24 protein-coding genes are annotated in these 23,979 nt (G+C 57.8%); 14 read left to right on the top strand and 10 right to left on the bottom strand.

The genetic code is table 11. The annotated features are described in order from the left end of the window. The first annotated feature begins 23 nt into the window (after positions 1–23). From prsK to Q390_RS0101400, 4 genes are all read left to right on the top strand, one after another. Positions 24–2,120 carry an XrtA/PEP-CTERM system histidine kinase PrsK gene (gene prsK, locus Q390_RS0101415; RefSeq protein WP_037471921.1) on the top strand — a complete coding sequence of 699 codons (2,097 nt, stop codon included), beginning with the start codon at positions 24–26 and terminating at the stop codon, positions 2,118–2,120. Further along, a complete protein-coding gene (gene prsR / locus Q390_RS0101410) occupies positions 2,117–3,478 on the top strand; it encodes a PEP-CTERM-box response regulator transcription factor (RefSeq protein WP_027994469.1) in 1,362 nt (453 codons plus the stop codon). Before prsK ends, prsR begins: the two co-directional genes overlap by 4 nt. Before the next feature lie 25 nt (positions 3,479–3,503). Beyond that, entirely contained in the window at positions 3,504–6,326 is a 2,823-nt protein-coding gene (prsT, locus tag Q390_RS0101405; protein WP_027994468.1) for an XrtA/PEP-CTERM system TPR-repeat protein PrsT, read from the top strand. 122 nt (positions 6,327–6,448) lie between these two features. Continuing rightward, positions 6,449–7,135, top strand: coding sequence for a S1 family peptidase (locus tag Q390_RS0101400; protein ID WP_245606835.1), 687 nt, complete (start codon positions 6,449–6,451; stop codon positions 7,133–7,135). 9 nt (positions 7,136–7,144) lie between these two features. Here the strand turns inward: Q390_RS0101400 and Q390_RS17175 are convergent, their stop codons facing one another. Continuing rightward, positions 7,145–8,335 carry an N-acyl amino acid synthase FeeM domain-containing protein gene (locus Q390_RS17175; RefSeq protein WP_051602970.1) on the bottom strand — a complete coding sequence of 397 codons (1,191 nt, stop codon included), beginning with the start codon at positions 8,333–8,335 and terminating at the stop codon, positions 7,145–7,147. Positions 8,336–9,100: 765 nt separating this feature from the next. After that, positions 9,101–9,691, bottom strand: a complete 591-nt coding sequence (locus Q390_RS0101385) for a chalcone isomerase family protein (protein ID WP_027994465.1) — start codon at positions 9,689–9,691, stop codon at positions 9,101–9,103. Positions 9,692–10,033: 342 nt separating this feature from the next. On the opposite strand from Q390_RS0101385, the gene trpE reads away from it, so the two are divergent. The 8 genes from trpE to Q390_RS0101345 are packed head-to-tail and all read left to right on the top strand — an operon-like array spanning position 10,034 to position 15,693. Then, positions 10,034–11,533 (top strand): anthranilate synthase component I, encoded by a 1,500-nt coding sequence (gene trpE / locus Q390_RS0101380; protein WP_027994464.1) that lies wholly within the window; start codon positions 10,034–10,036, stop codon positions 11,531–11,533. Next, positions 11,533–11,880: a chorismate mutase gene (locus tag Q390_RS0101375; protein ID WP_027994463.1), complete on the top strand. Its 348-nt coding sequence runs from the start codon at positions 11,533–11,535 to the stop codon at positions 11,878–11,880. Before trpE ends, Q390_RS0101375 begins: the two co-directional genes overlap by 1 nt. Then, positions 11,877–12,464 (top strand): aminodeoxychorismate/anthranilate synthase component II, encoded by a 588-nt coding sequence (locus tag Q390_RS0101370; RefSeq protein WP_027994462.1) that lies wholly within the window; start codon positions 11,877–11,879, stop codon positions 12,462–12,464. The genes Q390_RS0101375 and Q390_RS0101370 overlap by 4 nt, the downstream gene beginning before the upstream one ends. Positions 12,465–12,518: 54 nt before the next feature. Beyond that, on the top strand, positions 12,519–12,812 hold the full coding sequence (locus Q390_RS0101365; RefSeq protein WP_156949792.1) for a hypothetical protein: 294 nt from the start codon (positions 12,519–12,521) through the stop codon (positions 12,810–12,812). Between the two features lie 56 nt (positions 12,813–12,868). Beyond that, on the top strand, positions 12,869–13,912 hold the full coding sequence (gene trpD, locus Q390_RS0101360) for an anthranilate phosphoribosyltransferase (RefSeq protein ID WP_027994460.1): 1,044 nt from the start codon (positions 12,869–12,871) through the stop codon (positions 13,910–13,912). A gap of 2 nt (positions 13,913–13,914) precedes the next feature. Further along, on the top strand, positions 13,915–14,100 hold the full coding sequence (locus Q390_RS19800; RefSeq protein WP_156949791.1) for a hypothetical protein: 186 nt from the start codon (positions 13,915–13,917) through the stop codon (positions 14,098–14,100). Next, positions 14,097–14,897 (top strand): indole-3-glycerol phosphate synthase TrpC, encoded by an 801-nt coding sequence (trpC, locus tag Q390_RS0101350; RefSeq protein WP_027994459.1) that lies wholly within the window; start codon positions 14,097–14,099, stop codon positions 14,895–14,897. Before Q390_RS19800 ends, trpC begins: the two co-directional genes overlap by 4 nt. Before the next feature lie 58 nt (positions 14,898–14,955). After that, the gene (locus tag Q390_RS0101345; protein ID WP_037471920.1) at positions 14,956–15,693 is read left to right on the top strand and encodes a uracil-DNA glycosylase; all 738 of its coding nucleotides are present in this window, start codon (positions 14,956–14,958) and stop codon (positions 15,691–15,693) included. An 81-nt stretch (positions 15,694–15,774) separates the two neighbouring features. Here Q390_RS0101345 and Q390_RS0101340 read toward each other — a convergent pair whose 3' ends face one another. From Q390_RS0101340 to Q390_RS0101315, 6 genes are all read right to left on the bottom strand, one after another. Continuing rightward, complete coding sequence (locus Q390_RS0101340; RefSeq protein WP_027994457.1) at positions 15,775–16,413, bottom strand: histidine phosphatase family protein; 639 nt, start codon at positions 16,411–16,413, stop codon at positions 15,775–15,777. After that, positions 16,414–17,022, bottom strand: a complete 609-nt coding sequence (locus Q390_RS0101335) for a DUF4136 domain-containing protein (RefSeq protein ID WP_027994456.1) — start codon at positions 17,020–17,022, stop codon at positions 16,414–16,416. A 36-nt stretch (positions 17,023–17,058) separates the two neighbouring features. Further along, positions 17,059–18,000, bottom strand: coding sequence for a tRNA 2-thiocytidine(32) synthetase TtcA (gene ttcA / locus Q390_RS0101330; protein WP_027994455.1), 942 nt, complete (start codon positions 17,998–18,000; stop codon positions 17,059–17,061). A gap of 65 nt (positions 18,001–18,065) precedes the next feature. Next, the gene (locus Q390_RS19300; RefSeq protein WP_169737255.1) at positions 18,066–19,877 is read right to left on the bottom strand and encodes an LTA synthase family protein; all 1,812 of its coding nucleotides are present in this window, start codon (positions 19,875–19,877) and stop codon (positions 18,066–18,068) included. 61 nt (positions 19,878–19,938) lie between these two features. Next, entirely contained in the window at positions 19,939–20,310 is a 372-nt protein-coding gene (locus Q390_RS0101320; protein WP_027994453.1) for a dihydroneopterin aldolase, read from the bottom strand. Positions 20,311–20,359: 49 nt separating this feature from the next. Continuing rightward, positions 20,360–21,157: an SDR family oxidoreductase gene (locus Q390_RS0101315; RefSeq protein WP_027994452.1), complete on the bottom strand. Its 798-nt coding sequence runs from the start codon at positions 21,155–21,157 to the stop codon at positions 20,360–20,362. Between the two features lie 9 nt (positions 21,158–21,166). Here Q390_RS0101315 and Q390_RS0101310 point away from each other — a divergent pair, with 9 nt between their 5' ends. Together Q390_RS0101310 and Q390_RS0101305 are read left to right on the top strand one after the other, a co-directional pair. Beyond that, the gene (locus Q390_RS0101310) at positions 21,167–22,303 is read left to right on the top strand and encodes a class I SAM-dependent methyltransferase (protein WP_027994451.1); all 1,137 of its coding nucleotides are present in this window, start codon (positions 21,167–21,169) and stop codon (positions 22,301–22,303) included. Positions 22,304–22,320: 17 nt separating this feature from the next. Further along, entirely contained in the window at positions 22,321–22,515 is a 195-nt protein-coding gene (locus Q390_RS0101305) for a DUF2905 domain-containing protein (RefSeq protein ID WP_027994450.1), read from the top strand. 124 nt (positions 22,516–22,639) lie between these two features. On the opposite strand, the gene Q390_RS0101300 is transcribed toward Q390_RS0101305, so the two are convergent. Further along, on the bottom strand, positions 22,640–22,981 hold the full coding sequence (locus tag Q390_RS0101300; RefSeq protein ID WP_027994449.1) for a chaperone modulator CbpM: 342 nt from the start codon (positions 22,979–22,981) through the stop codon (positions 22,640–22,642). 3 nt (positions 22,982–22,984) lie between these two features. Beyond that, positions 22,985–23,968 carry a DnaJ C-terminal domain-containing protein gene (locus Q390_RS0101295; protein ID WP_027994448.1) on the bottom strand — a complete coding sequence of 328 codons (984 nt, stop codon included), beginning with the start codon at positions 23,966–23,968 and terminating at the stop codon, positions 22,985–22,987. Positions 23,969–23,979 lie beyond the last annotated feature (11 nt).

The following is a 23,979-nucleotide window of genomic DNA, read 5'->3' as shown; positions in this document are numbered from 1 at the left end:
AAATTTGATAATCGCCTATTTTCATGAATAATTCTGAGTATCATTGGATCTACTGGGGGCTGTATCTTTCTAGTGCTGCCTATGTCATTTTGTCATTGCGTCTAATATTTCAGGAATTGACGTTTAAGCCTGCCAGCCGCATTGGAATAGCAATGCTGGCTGCTGCTATCACTTCTATTGTCTGGAGCAGTGGCGGTTTTATGGCGTTGAAGTCACCAGGATCGGTTTGGTGGATAACTGAAAAATCATCTGATGTACTGCGCTATGTGTTTTGGCTTATTTTTATAGCGCTTTTTTTCAAGACCGGTGCAGCTGAAAAAAACCGCATCTGGTGGCGGTGGTGGCCTGTATTTATATTATTGATGACGGTATCCGTGCTGTTGTTTGTGATGGCTTTGGATGCCTTTGCAGGAGAATTGGGTGTCACACTATTAATGGTGTTCTTGCCACTCGGCGGACTGGTGCTGTTAGAACAATTATTTCGCAATATTCCAGAAAATTCTTTGTGGAGTGCAAAGCCTTTATGTCTGGGTCTAGCGGGTACATTCATTTTTGATTTGTATTTATTCTCAGAAAGCTTGCTATTTCAAGGTATGGGCTCTGATGCTGTAAGTGCCAGGCCTCTTGTACATGCGCTAATGGTGCCATTCTTGTTGTGGGCGACAGTACGACATCACCAAGGTATCGCCAGGATACGTGTTTCTCGGGTGGTTGTTTTCCATTCTGTAACCTTGGTCATTACGGGGTTGTATTTGCTTTTTATTTCTGGTGTTGGTTATTACATTAAATATTTTGGTGGAGATTGGGGCGGTGCTTTACAAGTAGGTATTATTTTTGTTGCCTTGGTGCTTGCAATGGCTTTGGCTTTTTCCGGGGCACTGCGTGCAAAATTACGGGTTTTTTTAGGAAAGAATTTTTTCCGCTATCGATTTGATTATCGTGAAGAGTGGTTGAAATTTACAGCTACTTTATCTAATCAAAACTATCCCCATAAGGCAGGGGAGAATGTTGTTCGGGGTCTTGCTGACATGCTGGAAAGCCCTGCTGGTGCACTATGGCTACTGCGTCCAGACGAAAATCAATACCGACAGGTGGCACGATGGAATATGACACCGACACTTCATACGGAGAATAGTCAGGGAAGCCTAGCTCTTTTCATGCGCTCGACCGGATGGGTTATAAATATAGATGAATATTATGCAAATCCGGATTTTTACCACGAATTGAGATTGCCAGATTGGCTTAAAGAATACCCCCGGGCTTGGCTGCTGGTTCCTTTGTGGCAAGGTGAGAATGTTTTAGGTTTTGTTCTGCTTGCCAGCCCACGCACCATGATTGAAGTGAATTGGGAGGTTACGGATTTACTGAAAACAGCGGGTCGTCAGGCAGCCAGTTTTTTAGCTCAAATGCAGGCGACAGAAGATTTGCTAGAAGCAAGAAAATTTGAGGCTTTTAGTCGTATGTCGGCGTTTGTTGTCCATGATCTGAAGAACATTGTTTCCCAGCTATCTTTGATGGTGAAGAATGCCAAACGACTTAAAAATAATCCTGAATTCCAAGCGGATATGCTGATGACAGTAGAGAATTCATTGGAGCGTATGCGTCAATTAATGCTCCAATTGAGTGGTGGCAGTGTGTCTGGTTTAAGTGCAGTGGGTGTGAATCTCGGTAATATCGCTGAGCGTTTGGCTGCCGATGCCCTGTGTCGCGGGCGCAAGGTGCATTTGGAAGTTTCACCGCATGTATTGACGCGGGGTCAGATTGATCGCATGGAGCGTATTATTGGACACTTGGTGCACAACGCACTGGATGCTACCAATACCGATGGCTGTGTCTGGATGAAAATTGATCGCTATGCCAGTCATGCACGTGTGGAAGTGGGAGATAACGGTCAGGGAATGACACAAGAGTTTGTGCAAACACGCTTATTCAAACCTTTTCAGAGCACGAAGGAGGCGGGTATGGGTATTGGTGCCTATGAAAGTTTTCAATATGTGCGTGAGCTGGGCGGCAAGATTAGTGTGAATAGCGAGGTAGGAAAAGGTACTGTGGTGTGTCTTTTACTTCCCTTGATCGAAGTTTTTCAGGATTCCGATTTACACCCTGAGGAGGCCGCATGAGCGAGGACAAGGTGCAATCGCTGCTGATCGTTGAAGACGATCTGGCATTGCAAAAACAAATCAAATGGTCGCTGGATCGCTTTGTATCGGTCACGGCACATGACCGCGAAAGCGCCATGACCCAATTGCGCCGATATGCACCTGCTGTGGTGACCATGGATCTGGGGCTGCCCCCGGATGCTGACTCCGTTTCCGAGGGCTTCAAGCTGCTCGATCAAATTCTGGCGGCGGATCCCGACAGCAAGGTGATTGTGCTGACGGGACAGAACGATCAGTCCCATGCTTTGCAGGCGGTGGCCCGCGGGGCCTATGATTTCCTAGCCAAACCCTTTGAGCCTGAGATGCTCAATCTCAGTGTGGAACGGGCTTTCCGCTTGCACCAGTTGCAAGCGGAGAATAAACGGCTGCGGGCGATGCAGGTGCCTGATGCCTTGTCAGGCCTGCTGACGCGCGATCCCCATATGCTGCGCATTTGCCGCACCATCGAGAAGGTGGCTAATACCAATGCCACAGTGATGCTATTGGGCGAAAGTGGCACTGGAAAAGAGGTGTTGGCACGTGGTCTGCATCAGCAATCGAATCGCAAAGGGGAGCGATTCGTCGCCATCAATTGCGCTGCGATTCCAGAGAATTTGTTGGAAAGCGAGCTTTTTGGCTATGAAAAAGGTGCTTTTACAGGGGCAGCAAAAACGACCCCAGGCAAGATTGAGCTGACCCATGGGGGCACGCTCATGCTCGATGAAATCGGTGACTTGCCCTTATCCCTACAAGCCAAACTGCTGCGGTTTTTACAGGAACGTGTCATTGAACGCATTGGAGGTCGCCAGGAAATTGCCGTGAACGTGCGGGTTGTCTGCGCTACCCATCAGGATTTGAAGCAGTGGGCCAAAGAGGGACGGTTTCGCGAAGATTTGTATTACCGCCTAGCCGAAATTGTCATTGACATTCCGCCACTGCGCGAGCGGGTGGGCGATGCGGCCTTGCTTGCGCATTCGTTTCTGCGACGGTTTGGACAAGAACACAGTCGCAGCCTGACGCTGACTGAGGATGCGGTGCGCGCCATCGAAGCCCATCGCTGGCAGGGCAATATCCGTGAGCTGGAAAACTGCATCAAGCGCGCCGCCATCATGGCGGAGACAAGCCAAGTCACTGTCGATGATATCGGTCTGACTGGCACAGACAGCGCCGAAGGCGACGGGGCGTTGGATCTTCGCGCGCTGCGTGATGCGGCTGAACAGCGTGCCGTGATTACTGCGCTGGCGCGGGCGAACGGCACCATTGCCAAGGCCGCCGATTTGCTCGGTGTCAGTCGTCCTACGTTGTACGACCTCATGCACCGCTTTGGTCTGAAGTCATAACCCTTTCTTCACCCATAAGACCGCCATGAATACCTTTGCCCCCCGTTTCCTTGCTCCCATAGCCACGCTCGCTGTGGCTTTGCTGGCGTCCGCATGTGGCCGTAGCAGCCCTGATGAACTCATGGCCTCGGCAGAAACTTATTTAAACCGCCAAGATGCACCAGCAGCCATCATCCAGCTGAAAAATGCACTGCAGGTAAGCCCAGATTCCGCGCGTGCACGTTTCCTGTTGGGTCAGGCTTTGCAGGCCAGTGGAGACGTTGCAGGGGCCGAAACCGAATACAAAAAAGCCCAGAAACTGGGCTATGCCCCGGAGGAGGTCATACCTCCATTGGCCAACGCCCTGTTGCTCCAGGGGAACTACAGTCAATTGACGACTGACTACGCCAGCCAGCAACTGTCCAGCGCTCCCGCGCAGGCAGCCTTGCAAACGGCCCTGGCCGTGGCTTGGCAACGTCAACACCAGGACGATAAATTCCAGACCCATATAGATGCCGCACTGCAGGCGCAGCCGGACTACGCGCCGGCGCTGCTGGCGTTGGCACGCGCACGTGCAGATGCTGGCCATCGGGATGCAGCGTTGGCCTTGCTGGACAAGATCCCTGCGCAATCGCCGGTGGAGCATGAAGTGCTGAAGTTGCGTGGCGATATGGCGCTGCTGGGCCAACGTGATATGGAAGCGGCTCTGGCGCTTTACCAGCAGGCGGTCAAAGTGCAGCCTCGCTATGCCCAGGGGCACGCGGCTGTTGTGCAGCTGCTGTTGGTCCAAGGAAAAACCGAGTCTGCTGCCCAGGCGCTCCAGGCGTTGGTAAAAGTGGCACCCGGTCAAGCAACTACCTTGTTTTGGCAGGCAAAGTTGGCGTATGCAAAAAATGATTTCAAGGCTGTACAGGAATACACACAGAAGCTGCTGCGCCTCGCCCCTGACAATGCCTACACACTTGAACTCGCCGGAATGGCTGAGTTGGGGCTGAACAACTACGTTCAGGCCGAGGCGCTCTTGGCCAAGGCCTTGCAACTCTCGCCCCAGCTGCCTCTCGCACGCCGTGGCATAGCGCTGACATATGCGCGCCTGGGACAATTCGACAAGGCGATTGCCACACTGCCCCCAGATCTGGAAAACAGCGATAGCGATTCAGCGATGCAGTCAGTAGCGGGGCAGATTTATCTGCTGCATGGAGAGGTGGATCGTGCACAGCGCTACTTCAGCAAGGCCGCCAGCCTCGATCCGAAGAATCCCCTCAAGCGTACATCTTTGGCGGTCAGCCGATTGATGGGCGGGCAGACCGAGGCCGGCCTGGAGGAGTTGCAGGATATCGCAGCCTCTGACGACGGCGTGGTTGCTGACATGGCTTTGATCAATGCGTTGTTGCAAAGCGGTAGCATCGATCGTGCCCTGGACGCCATAACTGCGCTGGAGAAGAAACGGCCTGGCGATGTGTTGCCGTACTTTCTGCGTGGTCGTGCGTTATTGCTCAAGAACGACAAGGCCGGTAGCCGTAAGGCCATGGAGCGGGTGCTGGAAATCGATCCCCATTATTTTCCTGCGATTGAAATTTTGGCGCAGCTGGATAACGCCGATAAAAGGCCCGGTGATGCCCGCACCCGGATTGAGGCCGCCATCCAGCAGCAGCCAGCTAATGTGCAGGCCCGTCTGGCCTTGGTAAATTTGCGCGCTGCCAATGGCGCCGACAAAGTGGAATTGACCAGTTTGCTGCGCAAAGCCGTGGAGGCAGCACCCGGTGATCCGACGGCACGCCTTTTGTTGGTGGAGCACCTTCTGCGCAACAACGAGCCTAAGGACGCGCTGATAGCTGCGCAGCAGGGGGTTGCTGCCATGCCAGACAACGTGCTTTTGCTGGATGGATTGGGGCGGGCGCAATGGACCAGTGGCGAGCACAACCAGGCGCAATCCACCTTTAGCCGTATGGCAGCGCTGCAACCGCAATCACCACAACCTTATTTGCGTATGGCGAGCGCTTACCTGGCCGATGGCAAGCAAGAGGCCGCCAGCCAAAGTTTGCGTAAAGCCTTGGAGATCAAGCCTGACTTGTTGCAGGCCCAACAGGGCTTGATCTCCCTGGCGATGGCCGCACACAAGCCGGCCGAGGCGTTGAGCATCAGCCGTACAGTGCAAAAACAACGCCCCAAAGAGATGGCTGGTTACATGCTGGAGGGCGACATCTACGCTGCGGGCAAAGCCTGGGACAAGGTTGTCGAGGTTTCCCGCGCAGGGCTCAAACAGGTGTCCAGCCCCGAGTTGGCAATACGCCTGCACGTTGCACTGGGTGCTGCAGGTAAAAAAGCAGAAGCCGACCAATGGGCTGCTCAATGGCAACGCACTCAGCCCAAAGATGCTAATTTCATTGCGTATATGGGCAGCAAGGCGATCGCCAGCAACGATTTGACCGGAGCGCTGCAGCACTTTGAAAAGGTGGCAGTTCTTCAGCCTAACAATGCGGTCGTATTGAACAATCTGGCTTGGATCAAGGGGCGTCTGGGCCGTGATGACGCCCTGGCAGATGCGGAGCACGCCAATGTGCTGGTGCCCAATCAGCCGGCCTTCATGGACACCTGGGCCATGCTGCTCTCGGATGCACAGCAGCATGAAAAAGCGATCGAACTACAAAAAAAGGTGCTTCAACGGCAGCAACAACTGCCAGCGCAACCGCAAGCACAGCAGCAATCGCAACAGCAGCAGATGCTGTTGTTCAAGCTCCACTTGGCCAAAATTTATATCAAGGCTGGGCAAAAGGACGCTGCTCGGCCCCTGTTGACAGAGCTTGCCTCCCCAGGGGTCAAATTTTCGGAGCAAGCGGAAGTGGCACAACTCCAGCAATCACTTTGAATTTCGTGACGGCCTGGAGTCCTATGCACCACCCTCGCTACCCCTGGTTTATCGGCCGGATGCTGCTGGTGCTTTTCTTGGGCCCTGCAGAGGGGAGTGCTTCAGCGCAATTGTCAAACACCGTGGCACGAATCAAGCCTTCTGTCGTGCTGGTAGGGACTTACCGCGCCACTGACACGCCGCGATTTCAGTTTTTGGGCACGGGCTTTGTGGTTGATGATGGCTCGCGCGTAGTGACGAATGCACACGTCACATCGCGGGTGGATACGGCCAGTGCCGACGGGCCGGTACTGGCGGTGCAGGTGCCTGCAGGTGGGGGTGCATGGTCGCTGCGCCATGTGAAGGTGCTGGAGGTCAATACGCCGCAAGACCTCGCCCTGTTGCAATTTGATGGGTCGGCTGTCGCAGCGCTTGCTGTGGCGGCCTCGGATTTGGTGCGGGAAGGGGATGATCTGGCCTTTATGGGGTTCCCTATTGGTGGATTGCTGGGTTTCTCTAGCGTCACCCATCGCGCCACGGTATCGTCGATCACTACCATGGCGCTGCCTAGTCCGACGGGCCAGCAACTGAGTCAGCGCGCCATTCGCAGCTTGCGACTGGGGCCCATACAAATTTTTCAGCTCGATGCCACGGCCTACCCTGGCAATAGTGGTGGCCCGTTGTTTGACCCCGAGAGTGGGGCCGTCGTGGGCGTGATCAATATGGTGCTGGTGAAAACCACGCGCGAATCTATCTTGAGTCAGCCGTCGGGCATTTCATACGCCATTCCCAGTCGCTATGTCCTCGAAATGCTGGCCCGCCATCCTTAAAAAACGTGCTTAAACCGCCAAATGTGCGGTTCCGCTCTCCAGATCGGCAATGAACGTGGTCCATGCGGGGTCGGCTTGGTTCAGACGAAAACTGACAAAGGTCTGGTCACCCATATGGCGCAGGCGTACCGTGGTTGCCGTGATCGAGGAATGCATGGCTGGCCCCAACTCAATATCCACATGCCCCCAGATTTGCAAGGGAATGTCGGCTTCGACTTTGGCGGAAAAGCCATTTACTGAAACATCCACCACATCCAGCATGAAACGCTGTTTGGTGGTGCTGCTGCGCACTGAGAACTCACCGGGGCAATGCAGCGAGTAGCGGGGGTGGCGGCGGGTACGGACCCGGATTTTTTCTCCTGCTTTGAGCGCTGGCAGGCAATTGTGGTATTCGTGACTGTGATAAATGCTGTGTAACAAAGCAATTTGGCGCTGTTTTGTAGAAGCGAAAGTTTCGGTGCGACGATTGAAGAAATGATCAATCAGACCGGGTGTCATTACCGGGTCATTGGTGACGTGATAGCGCCGTGCGGGCCATTGAATGTTGGGCGATTCATTGCCCAGAAAATAGGTGGCCAAGTCGCGTTTCTTGCCGGCTTTGCTGGCATAGGCTTGGCGCATCAATACAGGTGCTTCAGCCAGATCGAGCGATGCACCGACCGCTGGCGCGCCGTTGACAAAGCCGTAGTTTTCCACCACCTGATCTTCCAGCCGCCGAAAGAGAAGCAGGGACTCATAGAACGCAATGTGGCTGGGGTTGACCGCAATCACCAGATGGCGGGTATCGAAATAACGCGTGCAATAACCGTACATGAACTTCATCAGCGGCAGCACCACCTGCCCGACGGTACGCCGAAACCGCGGGTGTACTGCCAATGCAGACACCTCAGTGATCTGGCCACCTTTTTTACGAATGTCCTGCAGATCGAAAGCCTGCTGCATGGGAAAGCCAAAAACGCCCTCGCGGATCAGCGAAATGGTTCCAACCACCTCGCCGTCATACAAGGCACACAGGGTGGTGGTGGTCGGTAAGGCATGGTAGGGCGTGACGCGCAAGTTATTGGGATGCGACATCATGAAATTGCTTGCTACATAGGCATCGTGCAGCAGACGAAAACTGGCTTCAAGCTCTGCCTCGGTTTCGGCAATTTTCAAGACCAGACGTTCATCGGGCGCGGTTGTAGCCGGAGTGCTATTCATTGAAAAATTCCTGGCGCTTCACGCCATTTCCATAGCGCCAGCGGATTGCACGCGCGCGGGAGTAAATTCCTCGCGGCGCGTGTCAACACAGCTTTTGCAAGGACGCTTTATCCATGGCAGCCCATAAAGTCCAGATGGAGGGCATTTTTCATGGTCATAGATGTGCGTTTTTGCTCCTGCCAAGCACTAGCAACTGCACCGGAACTGGCAAGAAGCGTTTGACGATCTCGCAGGAGAAAGACATTTTTCAGAGGAGGGTGAATTGGGCCCACTCTCTGCAGGACTGTCCAAAGGAACAGTGCATAGCCCATAGAACCGCTATTGGCTAATCAACTACCAGCAAGCACCGTGCCGACACGGCGACAACTTACAGACAGCATCAAGCTGCCTTGGCTACCCTGAACTACAGCGCACCACCCGTGTTGTTCATGCTTCACCTATCAGATGTATTGGTTCTCTGGATGCGTCTGAGATGTGTTTTGCTGGGATCGCATGGGCTCAATACGCTTGAAACCTTCTTAACGCATCTCTCGCTTTCACTCTGAAAGCAGATCAGAAATGCGTACACTGATTATCACAACAGCACTGAAGTTTTGATGTTTCTGACTGCAAGTGTTGTTGCAAGTTAGTGCTTACACTTTTTGAATCGATAGACCGATAAATAGATTGCCGATGCGCTTTTTGTGCCTCTGAAAGAGACTGGGCAGTGAGAAGCCGACGGTACTGCTCTCGAAACTTCGTTCGAGGGTGCGCCGACATGAAACGTCAGACCGGTTTGCCCAGCAGGGCTTCTTTCAGCTTCCAGTCGGCAGGTTGCTCTCCCAGCCAGATACCGATCAGCGCCTGAAAAAATGCAGGCTCTTTGAAGGGCTCGCCCTGCACTTGACCTTTGACCGTGATGACGGTGCCCGTACCGGGAATCCAGTCGATCATGAACAGGTCGCCGGCCTGCAGATTCTTGTGATCTGAAAAAATTTGGCTCATGCGCAGCACGCCGGGAATGAGCTTGGAAAAAGAAGCTTTGTCCAGGTTGTCTTCGATGCCGCGTGCAAACAATTTGCCCAGTTCACGCGAGTCGATGTCACGCAGCATCGTGATCGACAGACGCTTGGGTCCCGGCAAAGCGGCCACGGCGGCAGGGGTGTGGGCTTTGTGTTCCAGATAAAGTGCGGCCGTGTAAACCTTGAGCACGGTTTTGTAGCGAATACCGACGCCATTGAGCTGCAAAGGATGGCCTTGCAGTTCCAGTACATCGTCATACGCCACGCCTGCCACGGTGGTGCTTTGTGCCAGGGCGCTGCCTGCCAGCACAACGGCACCGAGAGCGAGCCAAACAGTCTTGTAAAAGCGGTGCATGTGGAATTCCTTAAAAAAGAACGATCGTTCTTTTTTATTGTTCTGGTATCTAAGCCGGGTGACAACAGGGTTTGCGAGCACTGGTGTGTTGGCAAGGGCGTATCTAGGCATTTTTCCAAGGACCATTTGCTACACTTTGCCCCCATGTTTATTCACCGCGTTTTCATCACAGGTCGCAGCGACCGGGGAGCCTGGCCCTGGCGCAAGCCTGCCTGACTGCCCTTGATGGCGCGCCGCCCCTTGCAGCGCGCACCCGTGGCCCCACCGGGGCCAACCGAATGAACCACCCGCGCGCTACATCCTTCTTCTGCCGGTGCGCGGCCTGAGCTGGAAGCCTCCCCCGTGATCACTGAACTTGAATTCAAAAGCCTGGCCCGTGAAGGCTACAACCGCATTCCGCTGATGGCGGAGGCCTTTGCCGACCTGGAAACCCCGCTGTCGCTGTACCTGAAACTGGCGCACAGCAAGGACGGCGGCAAATACAGTTTTTTGCTCGAATCCGTGGTCGGCGGCGAGCGCTTTGGTCGTTACAGCTTTATTGGCCTGCCAGCACGCACGCTGTTGCGCGCGCGCGGCTTTGGCGCTGATGCCGTCACTGAAGTGGTGACCGACGGCCAAGTGGTGGAAAGCGCGCCCGGCAATCCGCTGGACTTTGTCGCCGACTACCAAAAGCGCTTCAAAGTGGCGCTGCGTCCCGGCCTGCCACGCTTTTGCGGCGGCTTGGCCGGCTACTTTGGCTACGACGCGGTGCGCCATATCGAAAAAAAGCTAGAGCATTCCTGCCCGCCCGATACGCTCAATATGCCCGACATCCTGCTGCTGCAGTGCGAAGAGCTGGCCGTCATCGACAACCTCTCGGGCAAGCTGTACCTCATTGTCTACGCCGACCCGGCACGCCCCGAGGCCTACAGCAACGCCAAAAAACGCCTGCGCGAATTGCGCGAGCAGCTGAAATACTCGGTCAGCGCGCCGCAGGTGCAGGCGACGCAAAGCTATCCCGCGCAGCGTGACTTTGCCAAGCAGGATTACATCGCTGCTGTCGAGCAGGCCAAAGAGCTGATTGCCGGCGGCGACTTTATGCAGGTGCAGGTCGGCCAGCGTATCCACAAGCGCTACACCGAGTCGCCGCTGTCGCTGTACCGGGCGCTGCGCTCGCTCAACCCCAGCCCGTACATGTATTACTACCACTTTGGTGACAGCTACGTGGTCGGGGCCAGCCCCGAGATTTTGGTACGCCAAGAAAGTATTCCCGAGGGGCAAAAAATCACCATTCGCCCGTTGGCTGGCACCCGTCCGCGTGGTGCTACGCCCGAGCTGGACAAAGCCGCCGAAGCCGAATTGGTGGCCGACCCGAAAGAGCGTGCCGAGCACGTCATGCTGATTGACTTGGCGCGCAACGACATTGGCCGCATCGCCAAAATTGGCAGTGTCAAAGTGACAGAAGCCTTTTGCGTCGAGCGCTACAGCCACGTCATGCATATCGTCAGCAACGTCGAAGGGCTGTTACTGGACGGCATGAGCAGTATGGACGTGCTCAAAGCCACCTTCCCGGCGGGCACGCTGACCGGCGCGCCCAAAGTCCACGCCATGGAAGTCATCGACCAGTTGGAGCCGACCAAGCGCGGCCTGTACGGCGGTGCCGTCGGTTATCTGAGTTACGCCGGCGACATGGACTTGGCGATTGCCATCCGCACCGGCATCGTCAAGGATGGCCAGCTGTATGTGCAGGCGGCTGCGGGCGTGGTGGCCGACTCTGTCCCCGAGCTGGAATGGAAAGAAACCGAACACAAAGCCCGCGCCCTGCTGCGCGCGGCCGAACTTGTAGAAGAAGGACTGGAATGATGGGAACGACGACTCGCGCGATTGACAACGTACAGCACTGCACCACGATGGAAGATGTGCGTCGCCACATTGATGCGCTTGACGACGTGCTGGCGCCGCTGCTGGTGCAGCGCGGCGGTTATATGACCCAAGCCGCTCGCATCAAGCAAAGCGACGCCCAAGTGCGCGACGAAGAGCGCATCGAAGCCATCGTCGCCCGGGTGCGTGCGCGCACCGAGATTGAAGGCGGCTCGCCCGAAGTGCTTGAAGCCATCTACCGCAGCATGATGGAAGCCTACATTGCGTATGAGCACCGCGAGTTCGCGCGCCTGCGCGGGCTGCCTACACCGCCGGAGTCCGCGTCATGAAACTGTTGATGATCGACAACTACGACAGCTTTACCTACAACATCGTCCAGTACTTTGGCGAATTGGGTGCAGAGGTCACGGTGGCGCGCAACGATGAAATCACCGTGGCCGAGATCGATGTGCTGCTGCAAGCCGGCCAGCTTGACCGCTTGGTGATTTCGCCCGGCCCGTGCTCACCGGCCGAGGCCGGCATCTCGGTCGCCGCCATCCAGCACTTTGCCGGCAAGCTGCCGATTTTGGGTGTCTGCCTGGGCCACCAAAGCATTGGTGCGGCCTTTGGCGGCACCATTGTGCGCGCGCAGCAGCTGATGCACGGCAAGACCAGCATCATTACCACCACGCAGCAAGGCGTGTTTGCCGGCCTGCCGGAACAGTTCACGGTGAACCGCTACCACTCGCTGTCGATTGAGCGCGCCAGCTGCCCCGAAGTGCTGGAGATCACCGCTTGGACGGACGATGGCGAAATCATGGGTGTGCGCCACAAAACATTGGCGATTGAGGGCGTGCAATTCCACCCCGAAAGTATCCTGACCGAGCACGGCCATGCCATGCTGCGCAACTTTTTGGCGCAGGGCACGGCCTAATAAAGGTGTTTGGCCATTCGGCTATCGAATTTCATTTTTGAAAGCGACCCCACCATGCGCACTATCGACCCCACCAACGTTCTGAGCGCCGAAGAACTGGCACCGCTGCTGGAGCGCAAGCGCAAAGTGCAGGCTGAGTTGGCAGTCAACCAACACTCCAGCCAGACCCAAAGCCAAGGAGGCTGTAGTTCGGGCGGCTGCGGCGGTGGTGGCCAATCCCGTTGCAGCAGCTCCAGGGCTGCGCCGCCGTCGGCCACCAGCCAGCAGCCGCAAGTGCTCAAGGCGCTGTTGATTGCCATCAGCATTTTGGCCGTGGCCGCTTTGGCGTGGTGGGGGGTGAGCCGCTAAAGCGCCATCCCACACGCCGCTGATTGCGGCTTTAATCTCACATTTTTTGCCTTCCCATGCCCATCACCCCACAAGAAGCGCTGCAGCGCACCGTCGAACACCGCGAAATTTTCCATGACGAAATGCTGCACCTGATGCGCCTCATCATGCAGGGCGAGCTGTCTCCGGTGATGACGGCAGCCATCATCACCGGCCTGCGCGTCAAGAAAGAAACCATTGGCGAAATCACCGCTGCCGCCCAAGTGATGCGCGAGTTTTCGACCAAAGTGCAGGTGCAAAGCCAAGACCGCGCGCATTTGGTCGATATCGTTGGCACCGGCGGCGACGGTGCCAACACCTTCAACATCTCCACCTGCGCCATGTTTGTCGCGGCCGCTGCCGGCGCCAAAACCGCCAAGCACGGCGGGCGCAGTGTGTCGAGCAAATCCGGCAGCGCCGACGTGATGGAGGCGCTGGGCATCCACATCCACCTGACACCAGCAGCGATTGCGCAGTGCATTGCCGAGGTCGGTATCGGCTTCATGTTCGCGCCGAACCACCACCCGGCGATGAAAAACGTCGCGCCAGTGCGCAAAGAGCTGGGCGTGCGCACGTTGTTCAACATCCTTGGGCCGCTGACCAACCCCGCCGGCGCACCGAACATTCTGATGGGCGTGTTCCACCCCGACCTAGTCGGTATCCAGGTGCGCGCCTTGCAGCGCCTGGGTGCCGAGCACGCGCTGGTGGTCTATGGCCGTGACGGTATGGACGAAATCAGCCTGGGCGCGTCCACGCTGGTCGGTGAGCTGAAAAACGGCCAAGTCACCGAATACGAAATCCACCCGGAAGACTTTGGCTTGGGCATGGCCAGCAACCGCGCTTTCAAGGTCGAGACGCCGGAAGCATCGCGCGACCTGCTGCTGTCGGTGCTGGACGGCGCGGCGGGCCCGGCCAGCGACATCGTTGCCCTGAATGCCGGTGCGGCGCTGTACGCCGCCGGCGTGGCCAGCTCGATGGCCGACGGCTTGGCGCGTGCGCGTCAAGCACTGGCTTCGGGCGCCGCACGCGCTAAATTGGATCAACTGGTCGCGCGCAGCCAAGTGCTGGCGCACGGAGCGTAAACATGGACGCGTCTTCAATGTGGAGCTACCCCGGCACCTGGGCCGGGTTGGGCATCATGGTGGTGTTGCTGGGCGGCATTGCGCTGTTTGCCTATGCCTTGCGCCGCACCCTGCGCTCGCCGCCTATCGATGAGCAGCCCAGCACTTTGCCACCCCGTACCGATTCTGAAAACGACACTCCCCCATGAACGACATCCTGAAAAAAATCGTCACCGTCAAGCACGAAGAGATCGCTGCCGCGCAAAAACGCCTGTCCTTTGCCACCATGCGCGCCGACGCTGAGAGCCGCGTGCTGACGCGTGATTTTGTCGGCGCCCTGCGCGCCAAAATTGCCCGCCAGCAAGCGGCGGTGATTGCCGAAATCAAAAAAGCCAGCCCGAGCAAAGGCGTGATCCGCGCTGATTTTGAGCCGGCCGACATCGCCCAAAGCTACGCCGATGGTGACGGCACCACCAGCGCCGCCTGCCTGTCGGTGTTGACGGACAAGCAATTCTTTCAAGGCAGCGTCGATTCTTTGAAGCAAGCGCGCGCCAGTTGCCAATTGCCGGTGCTGCGCAAAGACTTCATAGTCCATGCCTACCAAATCTACGAATCGCGCGCCATGGGGGCGGACGCGGTGCTGCTGATCGCCGCCTGCCTTCAGGATGCGCAGATGCAGGACTTTGAAGCCATCGCCCGCGATCTGGATATGGCTGTGCTGGTCGAAGTGCATGACGCTGCCGAACTGGAGCGCGCCTTGAAGCTCAAGACCGAGCTGGTCGGCATCAACAACCGCAACCTGCGCACCTTTGAAGTGAATTTGCAAACTACGCTGGACTTGATCAAAGATGTGCCGTCGGACCGTTTGCTGATCACCGAATCGGGCATTTTGGCGCCCGCCGACGTGCAGCAAATGCGCGCTGCCGGTGTCCATGCTTTCTTGGTCGGCGAAGCCTTCATGCGCGCGGATGATCCCGGCCTGGCATTGGCACAGTTGTTTGGTTGATTTTCAAAAATCATAGCTATTACCGCTTATGCAGTAATCGTTACAGCCTGTTTTAACCATGAATGACCTGTTCGAGGATGCTGCCCACGCTGCCACGCAACTGCGCAGCGTCGACCCGCGCGACTGGCCGGTGGCACCCGGCTGGCAGCCGCTGGTCAATGGTTTTTTTGCCAGCGCTGCCGGGCAGGGGCTGCTGGCGTTTTTACAGGCGCGTTTGCAGGCCGGCGCCGTCATCTTTCCGCCGCAGCCATTGCGTGCACTGGAATGGACACCGCCCGAGTCGGTGCGCGTCGTCATCCTCGGCCAAGACCCGTACCACGGACGTGGCCAGTCGCATGGTCTGGCGTTTTCTGTCGCGCCGGGCGTGCGTGTGCCGCCGTCGCTGCGCAACATCTTCAAAGAAATTGAGCGCGACCTGGGCGTGCCGTCACCGCCGTGGCCGCAGCCCGGCGGCAGTCTGGTGGCATGGGCGCAGCAAGGGGTGCTGCTGCTCAACGCCTGCCTGACGGTAGAAGAAGGCCAACCGGCCAGCCACGCCGGCAAGGGGTGGGAACTGCTGAGCGACGCCGTTCTGCGCCATGTCGCACAAAGCGCGCAACCGGTGGTCTTCATGCTGTGGGGCGCGCACGCCCAAGCCAAGCGTGCGCTGATTCCGGCCGACTGCGGCCATTGGGTGCTGTGCGCCAATCACCCGTCGCCGCTCTCGGCCTTGCGCCCGCCAGTGCCGTTTATCGGTTGCGGCCATTTTGGTCAGGCGCAGGCGTTTTTGCCAGGCTACCCAGCGCCTTGGCGCTAAATTCACTCTTTAATTGATAGCTGCTAGCGCACGTATTTAAAGGGCTAGAGGCTATTTTGGCCTGATAATTGGTTGCAGCGCTTACGCCGTCGTCTCATCCCGACCTGCGTCGTCCAAGTGCTGCGTGTCCGCCCAGCCGACCAGGGTCAGGCCCTCGGGCGTCCACAACAGGCGGTTGATGGCGGTGTTGGTCAGTTGCCAAGTGCGCGGTGCTTGCAGCGCCTGGCCCGTGGCCAGGCGGTACAGCACATCGAGCACACCGCCATGCGCCACCAGCACCACCAAACCACCGGGGTGTTGTACCGCCAGACGCTGCACGGTGGCCCGGATGCGTTCGCGCAGCACGGTCAGCGACTCGCCGCCCTCGGGCGTAAAGTGCGGGTCGCGTTTGCGCCAGCGCCGCGCCAACTCGGGCAGTTCCACTTCAATCTCGGCAAAGGTGCGGCCTTCGAGCGCGCCAAAACCGCGCTCGCGCAGGTGCGGCTCGGCTGTCAAAGGCGCGCCGGTGCTGTCGGCCACCGCTTGGGCCGTGGCCATGGCGCGTTGCAGGTCGCTGCTGTAAATCGCCGTCACCGGCTCTTGCGCCAGCGCGCGCCCCAGTTGGCGCGCCTGCCAGTGGCCGGTGTCGTTGAGCGGAATGTCCAGGTGGCCCTGGATGCGGGTGTCCACGTTCCAGGCGGTTTCACCGTGGCGGATGGCGATGATGCGGGTGGCTTGCATTCAGCGGGGGATCTCGATGTGGATGCGGCGCGGGCCTTGCGGTGGCAGCGGAAAGCCGCTCAGCGCCGCATCGAACAGGGCGCCAAAAAGGGCCGGGTTGTCGCTCCAGAGTCCCTCGTGTACGGCATGGGTTTCGTAGGCCACATTGCCGCTGACGGCGTCGCGCAGGATCAGGCCGACTTCGTGGCGGTACAGCCTGGGCGGCGGAAAGCGCATCGACAGGCCGCCATAAAAGCCCCGCCCGCCCCAGCCACCCCAGCCCCAACCACCCCCCCAGCCCGGCCCCCAGCCGCCATCCCACCACGGGTCGTACCAGTCGGGCGAGAGGGCGCGCTCCGTGTGTGCGTAGACCTGCACACGGTACGCTGGCGCCGTGCCATCCAAGCGCATGCCCACTTTGGTCAGTGCCTGTGCGGCAGCGGTTTCGATGGCGGATTGCTGTGGGTCCTGGTGCTGCTGCGACGGCAGGCGCTCAAAATGGTAGCTGGGCGGGGCAGGCAGCGCCGTCAAATGCGAGTACGACTGCACATCGCTGTCCACGATGCGCTGGCTGGCGCAGCCGGCCAGGGCCAGCGCCGCGCACAAAAATGAAACTCGAATCCAGCGCATGGCAGCTCCTTGGGTACAGGATGGCAGGCGCCCCGATCAGCCGAGGTGAATGACCTGCACCCCGGACTGCCCCAGTGGCAGGGCCGACGCGACAAATTCTTCGTTGTCAAAGGCCTTGTCGCCGTTCTCGTCGGCGATACCGGTAGCGCGCGCATTCTTGAAATCGTACAGCGCCCCATCGAGCAAATGGCTCGGAACGACGTTTTGTAGCGCGTTAAACATGTTTTCTACACGCCCCGGGAAGCGTTTTTCCCAGTCGCGCAGCATCTCGCCGACCTGCTTGCGCTGCAGGTTTTCCTGGCTGCCGCACAGGTTGCACGGAATGATCGGAAAGTTGCGGTGCTGCGCCCAGCGCGCGGCGTCTTTTTCGGCGACAAACGCCAGTGGGCGGATGACGACATGCTTGCCATCGTCGCTGACCAACTTGGGCGGCATACTTTTCAGCTTGCCGCCAAAAAACATGTTCAGCAGCAGCGTCTGCAAGATGTCATCGCGGTGGTGGCCCAGCGCAATTTTGGTCGCGCCCAACTCGTCGGCGACGCGGTACAGAATGCCCCGGCGCAGGCGGCTGCACAGGCTGCAGGTGGTCTTGCCCTCTGGGATCAAGCGCTTGACGATGCTATAGGTGTCTTCGTTCTCGATGTGGAACGGCACGCCGGTGCTTGTCAAATAGTCGGGCAGCACATGCTCGGGAAAGCCCGGCTGCTTCTGGTCGAGGTTGACGGCGATCAGGTCAAAGTGGATCGGGGCGCGTGCCTTGAGCTTGAGGAGGATATCCAGCAGCGTGTAGCTGTCCTTGCCGCCCGACATGCAGACCATGACCTTGTCGCCGTCCTCGATCATGTTGTATTGCACGATGGCCTTGCCGGTTTCACGGCACAGGCGCTTTTCCAGTTTGTGCGTTTCGCGCTCGATGACTAGACCTTTGTGGGAGGAGGTGCATACCCGCTCATTGCTCTCAATAGATGTGTAATTCATAGCAGGCCTTGGATTATTTAGCTGTTATTGATAGTTCGATTGAGTGCGAGTAAAAGCAATTTGAATCATTTTTTTAAACCATACCATTGCAATACCCCGGCTGCGAAATCAGGCTCTGACACAGGCAGTTGTGATCGTTCACGATTAATTTCTCGTACCACCTCATTGTTATTTTCTTCTTCAGGCGCGATACGCCAGTGCGTGTTATCTCCATCGAGTTGAACCTCGAGTATTTTCGGGTTGCCTTGAACTCGAACCAGTATGCGATCCCGTTCTGCCCCCTGTGTATGCAGAATATATTTGGCTGGCTGGATGGGCCCAAGGAAGCGGCCTGCGAAATCACTAGTGCATGATTCCAGTCCCATGGTGTCCAGCAGTGATGGGATGAAGTCGGTTTGTTGCCATGTCCCCCTAATTGCACCCCTGTTGCGGTGTGCAGCGCTAACAAGGATGGCGGGAACCCGCGCATACGCGTCGCGACCTATCCTCTCCCATTCGTTACGCCGACGGGCGGTCATGCTGCGATGATCTCCAGTGATCACAAGGGTGCCATGGTCAAAGAATTTCCGGTGCTCTAGTTCCCGTACAAAATCGCCCAATGCTTGATCAGCGTAACGAAACGCGGCTTCTTCTCCCCGTAGTTCGGTGCCGGGTACGATAAAGGGTGGATGGGTGGTAGTGGTCTGTATAACCGAGAAGAAAACGTCTGATGTGCGTTCCTTGTCAAACCACTGCAAATACCGCTGGTATAAAGCTTTATCGCCTGGCTCATTGAATGAGCCTCTGGGCATGCCATTGTAAAAAGTATTTTCTGGGCCGTCGACAAAGTTGAAGTTCAATTGACGTAGCCAATCGCCAGTATTCAGGAAGCCCTGGTCCGCAGATCGAAAGTACGTGGCTGGAATCTGGGCTTTAGCGAGTCGATTGAAAAGATCTTGCTTGGGTTTCTCATAGCCGAGATAGGCACTGGTGCTTCTGTATCGATTGATGCTAGGCAGTGGAACATGGCCTGTCAACAATGCAATCAGACCTCCATCGGTAGTGAATCCATTGGCGTAAAAATACTCGAGATGGCTGTATTTTTTGGCAATGAGATCCAATTCTGGTAAGAATCCATCAAGCCCAGAAAGATATTGGCTTTGGTAGAGGGATAAAGACTCCATGACCAGTAAAATAACGGGCTGTGGTGTACTCTTTGATGTGATGCAGGTTAAAGCCGGCTCAGGGATGAATAGGTGGTTTACCGAGGTGGTAGCGGAGTATGGAGCATCCGAACCATGAGGAAGATTGTTAGTGATTACATCTTTATATAAATTGGATGAGACATGGTTGAAATCATCCGGGATTGCGCGTGCTGCCAATAACACAGGAGAGAGTATAAGAAATATGAGTGCTTTTTTGGGCTTGCGCGGTGCCTTGGTAATTAGTAATATTAATGCAGCGCAACTGCTGATAAGTAGAAAAAATAGCAATATGCCGGTAAATGATCTGAGCTGTGGTAGCGCAACTGTGCCATTGAGTTGTACGTCACCAGCAAAACGAAGAATATCGGTCAAAAGGAGTCGATGGTGAAGCAGCAGGAAAACGAATAAATCAATACCATAAGATACAAGTATTAAAATTCCTAAACCTGTCAGTAAGGGCTTAGTCCAGCGAGGAGCAATATACGCGGCTCCAATGAGTATGAAAATAAGCGCAAGAATTCCGACGTCGTACGCAGGGATAATCCAATTGCGGCAATCATTGCCGCAATCGGTATAAGAACTGACTGTGCTGTTAACGAGATCGAATCGCAGCCAAACCATACTTGCAAACGCTGCAATCAAGGCAGCAGTTGGCAGCCAGTGCGATGTCGATACTTTTGATGATGTAGTCATCTCCATTAAACAGGGGAAACAGCGAGGTAGCTATGTGTAGACTGAATAACACAGCTTGCGCTTACCACTGTCCTGTCTCCATGCGAATAGCGACTTCGCAGTCGTCAAAAATTTCAAGCTTGGCGATTTTCACGCGTACACCGCGCACGCCGGGCAGCTGCATCAGGCGCTGCGCCAGTTTGCCGATCAGGCTTTCCAGTAGGTTGACGTGCTCGGCGGTGCACTCGTCAATGATGATTTGGCGCACCTTGCGGTAGTCCAGCACATGCTCGATATCGTCGTCGCGCGGTGCCAGAGGCTGCGCGCCCAGGCTCAGTTCGGCATCGACCTGGATCGGCTGCGGCGCGTTTTTTTCGTGCGCGAGGATGCCTAGGTTGGCGTTAAAGCGCAAACCGGTGAGCGTGAGGATCTGGGTGCCTGCAACGTGGTTCATATAAAAGCAGAAAAAAGAGGTGGGTGTGCGCCAAGCATCAGAGCACGGTTTACATCAGCGAAAAGTCGCGCTCAAATTTCATCAGGTGCTGGCCGCCATCAACCAGCAAAGTGGTGCCGGTGATGGACTGGTTCTCCAGCGCAAAGCGCACCGTGCTGGCCACATCGGCCGCCGTGGACGAGCGCCCGAGCGGGCTCAGGCGGTGCAATTGGGCAAATTGAGCGTCGTCCAGCAGGTGGCTGGTCAGCGTCAGGCCGGGTGCCACGCCGACGACGCGCACACGCGGCGCCAGGGCCATGGCCAGCATGGTGCCGGCGGCCTCCAGCGCGGCTTTGGACAGGGTGTAGCTGACAAAGTCGGGGTTCTGGTTCCACAGCTTTTGGTCGAGCAGGTTGACGACGGCGCCTTGCACCTTGGCTTCGCCGGCGGCGGCGCGTTCTTGCAAGTGCGCGTGCAGCGCCTGTGCCAGCACCAGGGGCGCGGCGGTGTTGCTGCGCAGGTGGCGCTCTAGCGCGGCGTAGCTGAAGCTGGCGGCGTCGTCGTTCTCAAACAAAGAAGCGCTGTTAACCACGGCGTCCACTCGGCCAAAGTGCGCTACCACGCGCGGCAGCAGGCCGCGCACGGCGGCTTCGTCCTCAAAATCTGCCTCAAAAGGGGCGCTGGCCCTTGTATCACTTGCGCAAGCAGCTACGGTTTCAAGAGCGTCTGCCATTGAGCTGCGGTAATGCACGGCCACCTGCCAGCCACCTGCGGCCAGCGCCAGCGCAATCTCGCGCCCCAGGCGCCGGGCGGCGCCGGTGACCAAAACGGTGCGTACAGGGGACACAGAGGGAGGGGGAGAAGACATTCGGGGACAATGCAGGCCGTGACAACAGAACCCACAAGTTTAACGACCGCCCTGCACACCCATATCGTGCAGGCCATTCAATCCGCCGGCGGCTGGATCGGTTTTGACCGCTTCCTGGCGCTGGCGCTGTATACGCCCGGCCTGGGTTACTACGCCGGCGACCTGCCCAAGTTTGGTGCCATGCCGCAGTCGGGCAGCGACTTCGTCACCGCGCCGGAACTGACGCCGCTGTTCGGCCAGACGCTGGCGGTGCAGGTGGCAGAAGCTTTAGCGCGCACCGGCACCGACGAAGTGTGGGAATTTGGTGCTGGCTCCGGTGCGCTGGCGCTGCAATTGCTGGAGGCGCTGGGCGATGCAGTGCGCTGCTACACCATCATCGATCTGTCTGGCACCCTGCGCGCGCGCCAGCAACTGCTGCTGACGAAATACGAAGGCAAAGTGCGTTGGCTACACGCCCTGCCCGAGCAGATGGAAGGCATCATCGTCGGCAACGAGGTGCTGGATGCCATGCCGGTGCAACTGCTGGCGCGCCACGGCGGCGACGTGGACGGCCGGTGGCACGAGCGCGGTGTCGGCGTGGAAGCGGACGGCGCCTTCATCTGGGAAGACCGCCCGACCGACCTGCGTCCGCCGATCGACATTGAAGGCCCGCACGACTACCTGACCGAAATCCACCCGCAGGCGCAGGCCTTCATCCACACCCTGGGCGACCGGCTGGTGCGCGGTGCAGCGTTCTTTATCGACTACGGTTTTGGCGAGGACGAGTACTACCACCCGCAGCGCCACATGGGCACGGTGATGTGCCACCGTGCGCACCAAGCGGACGACAACCCGCTGCTGGACGTGGGGCTGAAAGACATCACCGCACACGTCAACTTCACCGCCATGGCGCTGGCGGCGCAAGACCAGCCGCTGCCCGCGGGCCAGGGCTGGAGTGTGCTTGGCTACACCACGCAGGCCCACTTTTTGATCAACTGCGGCTTGCCAGCAAAAATGGAGCAACAACCGCTGTCTGGGCGGACGTTAGCGGCCAAATTGATCATGGAGCACGAGATGGGTGAATTCTTCAAAGTACTGGCCCTGTGCAAGGGCGAGCCGTGGGAGGCCATCGGCTTTGCGCGCGGCGACCGCACGCACCGGCTGTAGCTCAGAACGGTAAACCCATGATCCGTTGGCTCATCGTGGTCTTTCTGGCGTTGGTGCTGATCAACGGCCTGACGCCCTGGCTGCGCAAACTGGGCCTGGGGCGGCTGCCGGGCGACTTTCACTTTCGCCTGTTTGGGCGCGAGTGGTTTATTCCGCTGGCCAGCACCGTGTTGCTGAGTCTGGTGATCAGTTTGCTGGTGAAGTGGCTGTAGCACTTTGATGTATTCAGTGTCGGGTTAAGCAGCGTAACCCGAATTTTTTTGTATAGCTGCCAGCGCGCGCTACACAACGCTTTGCGTGCCAAAACAGCCTCAAAGCCTTGAAACACGAGCGCTATCAGCTCTCTTTTTTGAGAGCGCCGCCTTGCAGCTGCGCCACGCGCCGACGCAGTTCGGCCACTTCTTCCATCAGGTCGGTGGTCAGTGCGGCCAGATAGGGGTCGGCGTCAAAGCTGCTTTCCAGTTGCGCAATGCGGCGGGCGCGCACCAAGGTGGTGCTGGTGAAGTGCCATTCGCCCGTGTGTCCGTCGGCGGGGCTGGCTTCAATCACCCCGGCCGCGACATGGGCGCTGACCCAGTCGGGGGCGCGGCGACAGGCGCGTGCTAAGTCTTGCAGCGAGAGCGCGTGGTTGTCCAGCAATTCGCCCAATTGCACGGGCAGGTGAAAGGCGTGGGCCATGGGTCAGTCTCCTGTGCGCGACTGGCGCGGATTGAAGGTGGGAAAGGCCTTGGACAGAGCGGCGTAGGCTGTGCGGGCGCTGTCGCTGTCGGCGCTGGGTTGCTCAATAGTTAGCTCCAGGTACAGATCGCCCGGCGGCGTGGACGGAATGCCGCGCCCCTTGAGGCGCAGCTTGCGTCCGGCGCGCGAGTGCGCCGGCACCGTCACTTCGACCGTGCCCGCTGGGGTTTTCACCTCGACACTGGCGCCCAGCGCCGCTTCCCAGGGCGCCAGTGGCAGGGCTTGGTAGACGTCGCGGCCTTCGGCACGCCAGCGGGCGTGCGGCGCAAAGCGCACTTCCAGAAACAAATTGCCCGCTGCTGCGCCGCCGCTGCCGGGCGAGCCCTGACCCACTAGGCGGATCAATTGGCCCTCGCGCACGCCCTTGGGAATTTTTACCTGCAGGCTGCGCTCGTCATGGGCGACGTGGCCGCTGTCGTCCAGGTGTGCGCCGCGCAGTGTGATGGTGCGCTCGCTGCCGTGGTAGGCGTCCAGGATGTCCAACTCGATTTTGGCGTGGTGGTCTTCACCGCGCTGGGGCTGTGGTGTGCTGTCAAAGCCGCCAGTGCGCTGCCCGCGTGTTCCGTGTTGCGCACGCGCCGCACGGCCAAATAGTTCTTCGAAAAAATCGCTGTACTCGCCCGCGCCGCCACCGGGGCCCGCGTTGGCGCCCGAGAACTCAAAACCGGCGTCCCAGTTCGGTGGCGGCCGAAACCCGCCGCTGTCGCGCCGTGGCTGCGTGCCCAGAGAGTCGTAGGCGGCGCGCTTTTCCGGGTCGGACAGTACCGCGTTGGCCTCATTGAGTTCTGTCATGCGCTCACTGGCGTCGGCCTCCTTGCTGACATCCGGGTGGTATTTGCGTACCAGCTTGCGATAGGCTTTTTTGATCTCGTCAGCGCTGGCCGTTTTGGCAACGCCCAGAGCCTTGTAATAGTCTTTGAATTCCATCGCGCAAATCT

This window comes from Simplicispira psychrophila DSM 11588, from assembly GCF_000688255.1.
GTDB classification, from domain to species: Bacteria; Pseudomonadota; Gammaproteobacteria; order Burkholderiales; family Burkholderiaceae_C; genus Simplicispira; species Simplicispira psychrophila.
Note: the sequence above shows the minus strand (reverse complement) of the source record. Positions and strands in the feature narration are given on the sequence as shown.

Bases quoted from the DNA above. Each gene is read 5' to 3' on its own strand.
- prsK (WP_037471921.1), top strand. From the start codon at position 24: ATGAATAATTCTGAGTATCATTGGATCTACTGGGGGCTGTATCTTTCT.
- prsR (WP_027994469.1), top strand. From the start codon at position 2,117: ATGAGCGAGGACAAGGTGCAATCGCTGCTGATCGTTGAAGACGATCTG.
- prsT (WP_027994468.1), top strand. From the start codon at position 3,504: ATGAATACCTTTGCCCCCCGTTTCCTTGCTCCCATAGCCACGCTCGCT.
- Q390_RS17175 (WP_051602970.1), bottom strand. From the start codon at position 8,335: ATGAATAGCACTCCGGCTACAACCGCGCCCGATGAACGTCTGGTCTTG.
- Q390_RS0101385 (WP_027994465.1), bottom strand. From the start codon at position 9,691: ATGCACCGCTTTTACAAGACTGTTTGGCTCGCTCTCGGTGCCGTTGTG.
- Q390_RS0101375 (WP_027994463.1), top strand. From the start codon at position 11,533: ATGGGAACGACGACTCGCGCGATTGACAACGTACAGCACTGCACCACG.
- Q390_RS0101370 (WP_027994462.1), top strand. From the start codon at position 11,877: ATGAAACTGTTGATGATCGACAACTACGACAGCTTTACCTACAACATC.
- Q390_RS0101365 (WP_156949792.1), top strand. From the start codon at position 12,519: ATGCGCACTATCGACCCCACCAACGTTCTGAGCGCCGAAGAACTGGCA.
- trpD (WP_027994460.1), top strand. From the start codon at position 12,869: ATGCCCATCACCCCACAAGAAGCGCTGCAGCGCACCGTCGAACACCGC.
- Q390_RS19800 (WP_156949791.1), top strand. From the start codon at position 13,915: ATGGACGCGTCTTCAATGTGGAGCTACCCCGGCACCTGGGCCGGGTTG.
- trpC (WP_027994459.1), top strand. From the start codon at position 14,097: ATGAACGACATCCTGAAAAAAATCGTCACCGTCAAGCACGAAGAGATC.
- Q390_RS0101345 (WP_037471920.1), top strand. From the start codon at position 14,956: ATGAATGACCTGTTCGAGGATGCTGCCCACGCTGCCACGCAACTGCGC.
- Q390_RS0101340 (WP_027994457.1), bottom strand. From the start codon at position 16,413: ATGCAAGCCACCCGCATCATCGCCATCCGCCACGGTGAAACCGCCTGG.
- Q390_RS0101335 (WP_027994456.1), bottom strand. From the start codon at position 17,022: ATGCGCTGGATTCGAGTTTCATTTTTGTGCGCGGCGCTGGCCCTGGCC.
- ttcA (WP_027994455.1), bottom strand. From the start codon at position 18,000: ATGAATTACACATCTATTGAGAGCAATGAGCGGGTATGCACCTCCTCC.
- Q390_RS19300 (WP_169737255.1), bottom strand. From the start codon at position 19,877: ATGACTACATCATCAAAAGTATCGACATCGCACTGGCTGCCAACTGCT.
- Q390_RS0101320 (WP_027994453.1), bottom strand. From the start codon at position 20,310: ATGAACCACGTTGCAGGCACCCAGATCCTCACGCTCACCGGTTTGCGC.
- Q390_RS0101315 (WP_027994452.1), bottom strand. From the start codon at position 21,157: ATGTCTTCTCCCCCTCCCTCTGTGTCCCCTGTACGCACCGTTTTGGTC.
- Q390_RS0101310 (WP_027994451.1), top strand. From the start codon at position 21,167: ATGCAGGCCGTGACAACAGAACCCACAAGTTTAACGACCGCCCTGCAC.
- Q390_RS0101305 (WP_027994450.1), top strand. From the start codon at position 22,321: ATGATCCGTTGGCTCATCGTGGTCTTTCTGGCGTTGGTGCTGATCAAC.
- Q390_RS0101300 (WP_027994449.1), bottom strand. From the start codon at position 22,981: ATGGCCCACGCCTTTCACCTGCCCGTGCAATTGGGCGAATTGCTGGAC.
- Q390_RS0101295 (WP_027994448.1), bottom strand. From the start codon at position 23,968: ATGGAATTCAAAGACTATTACAAGGCTCTGGGCGTTGCCAAAACGGCC.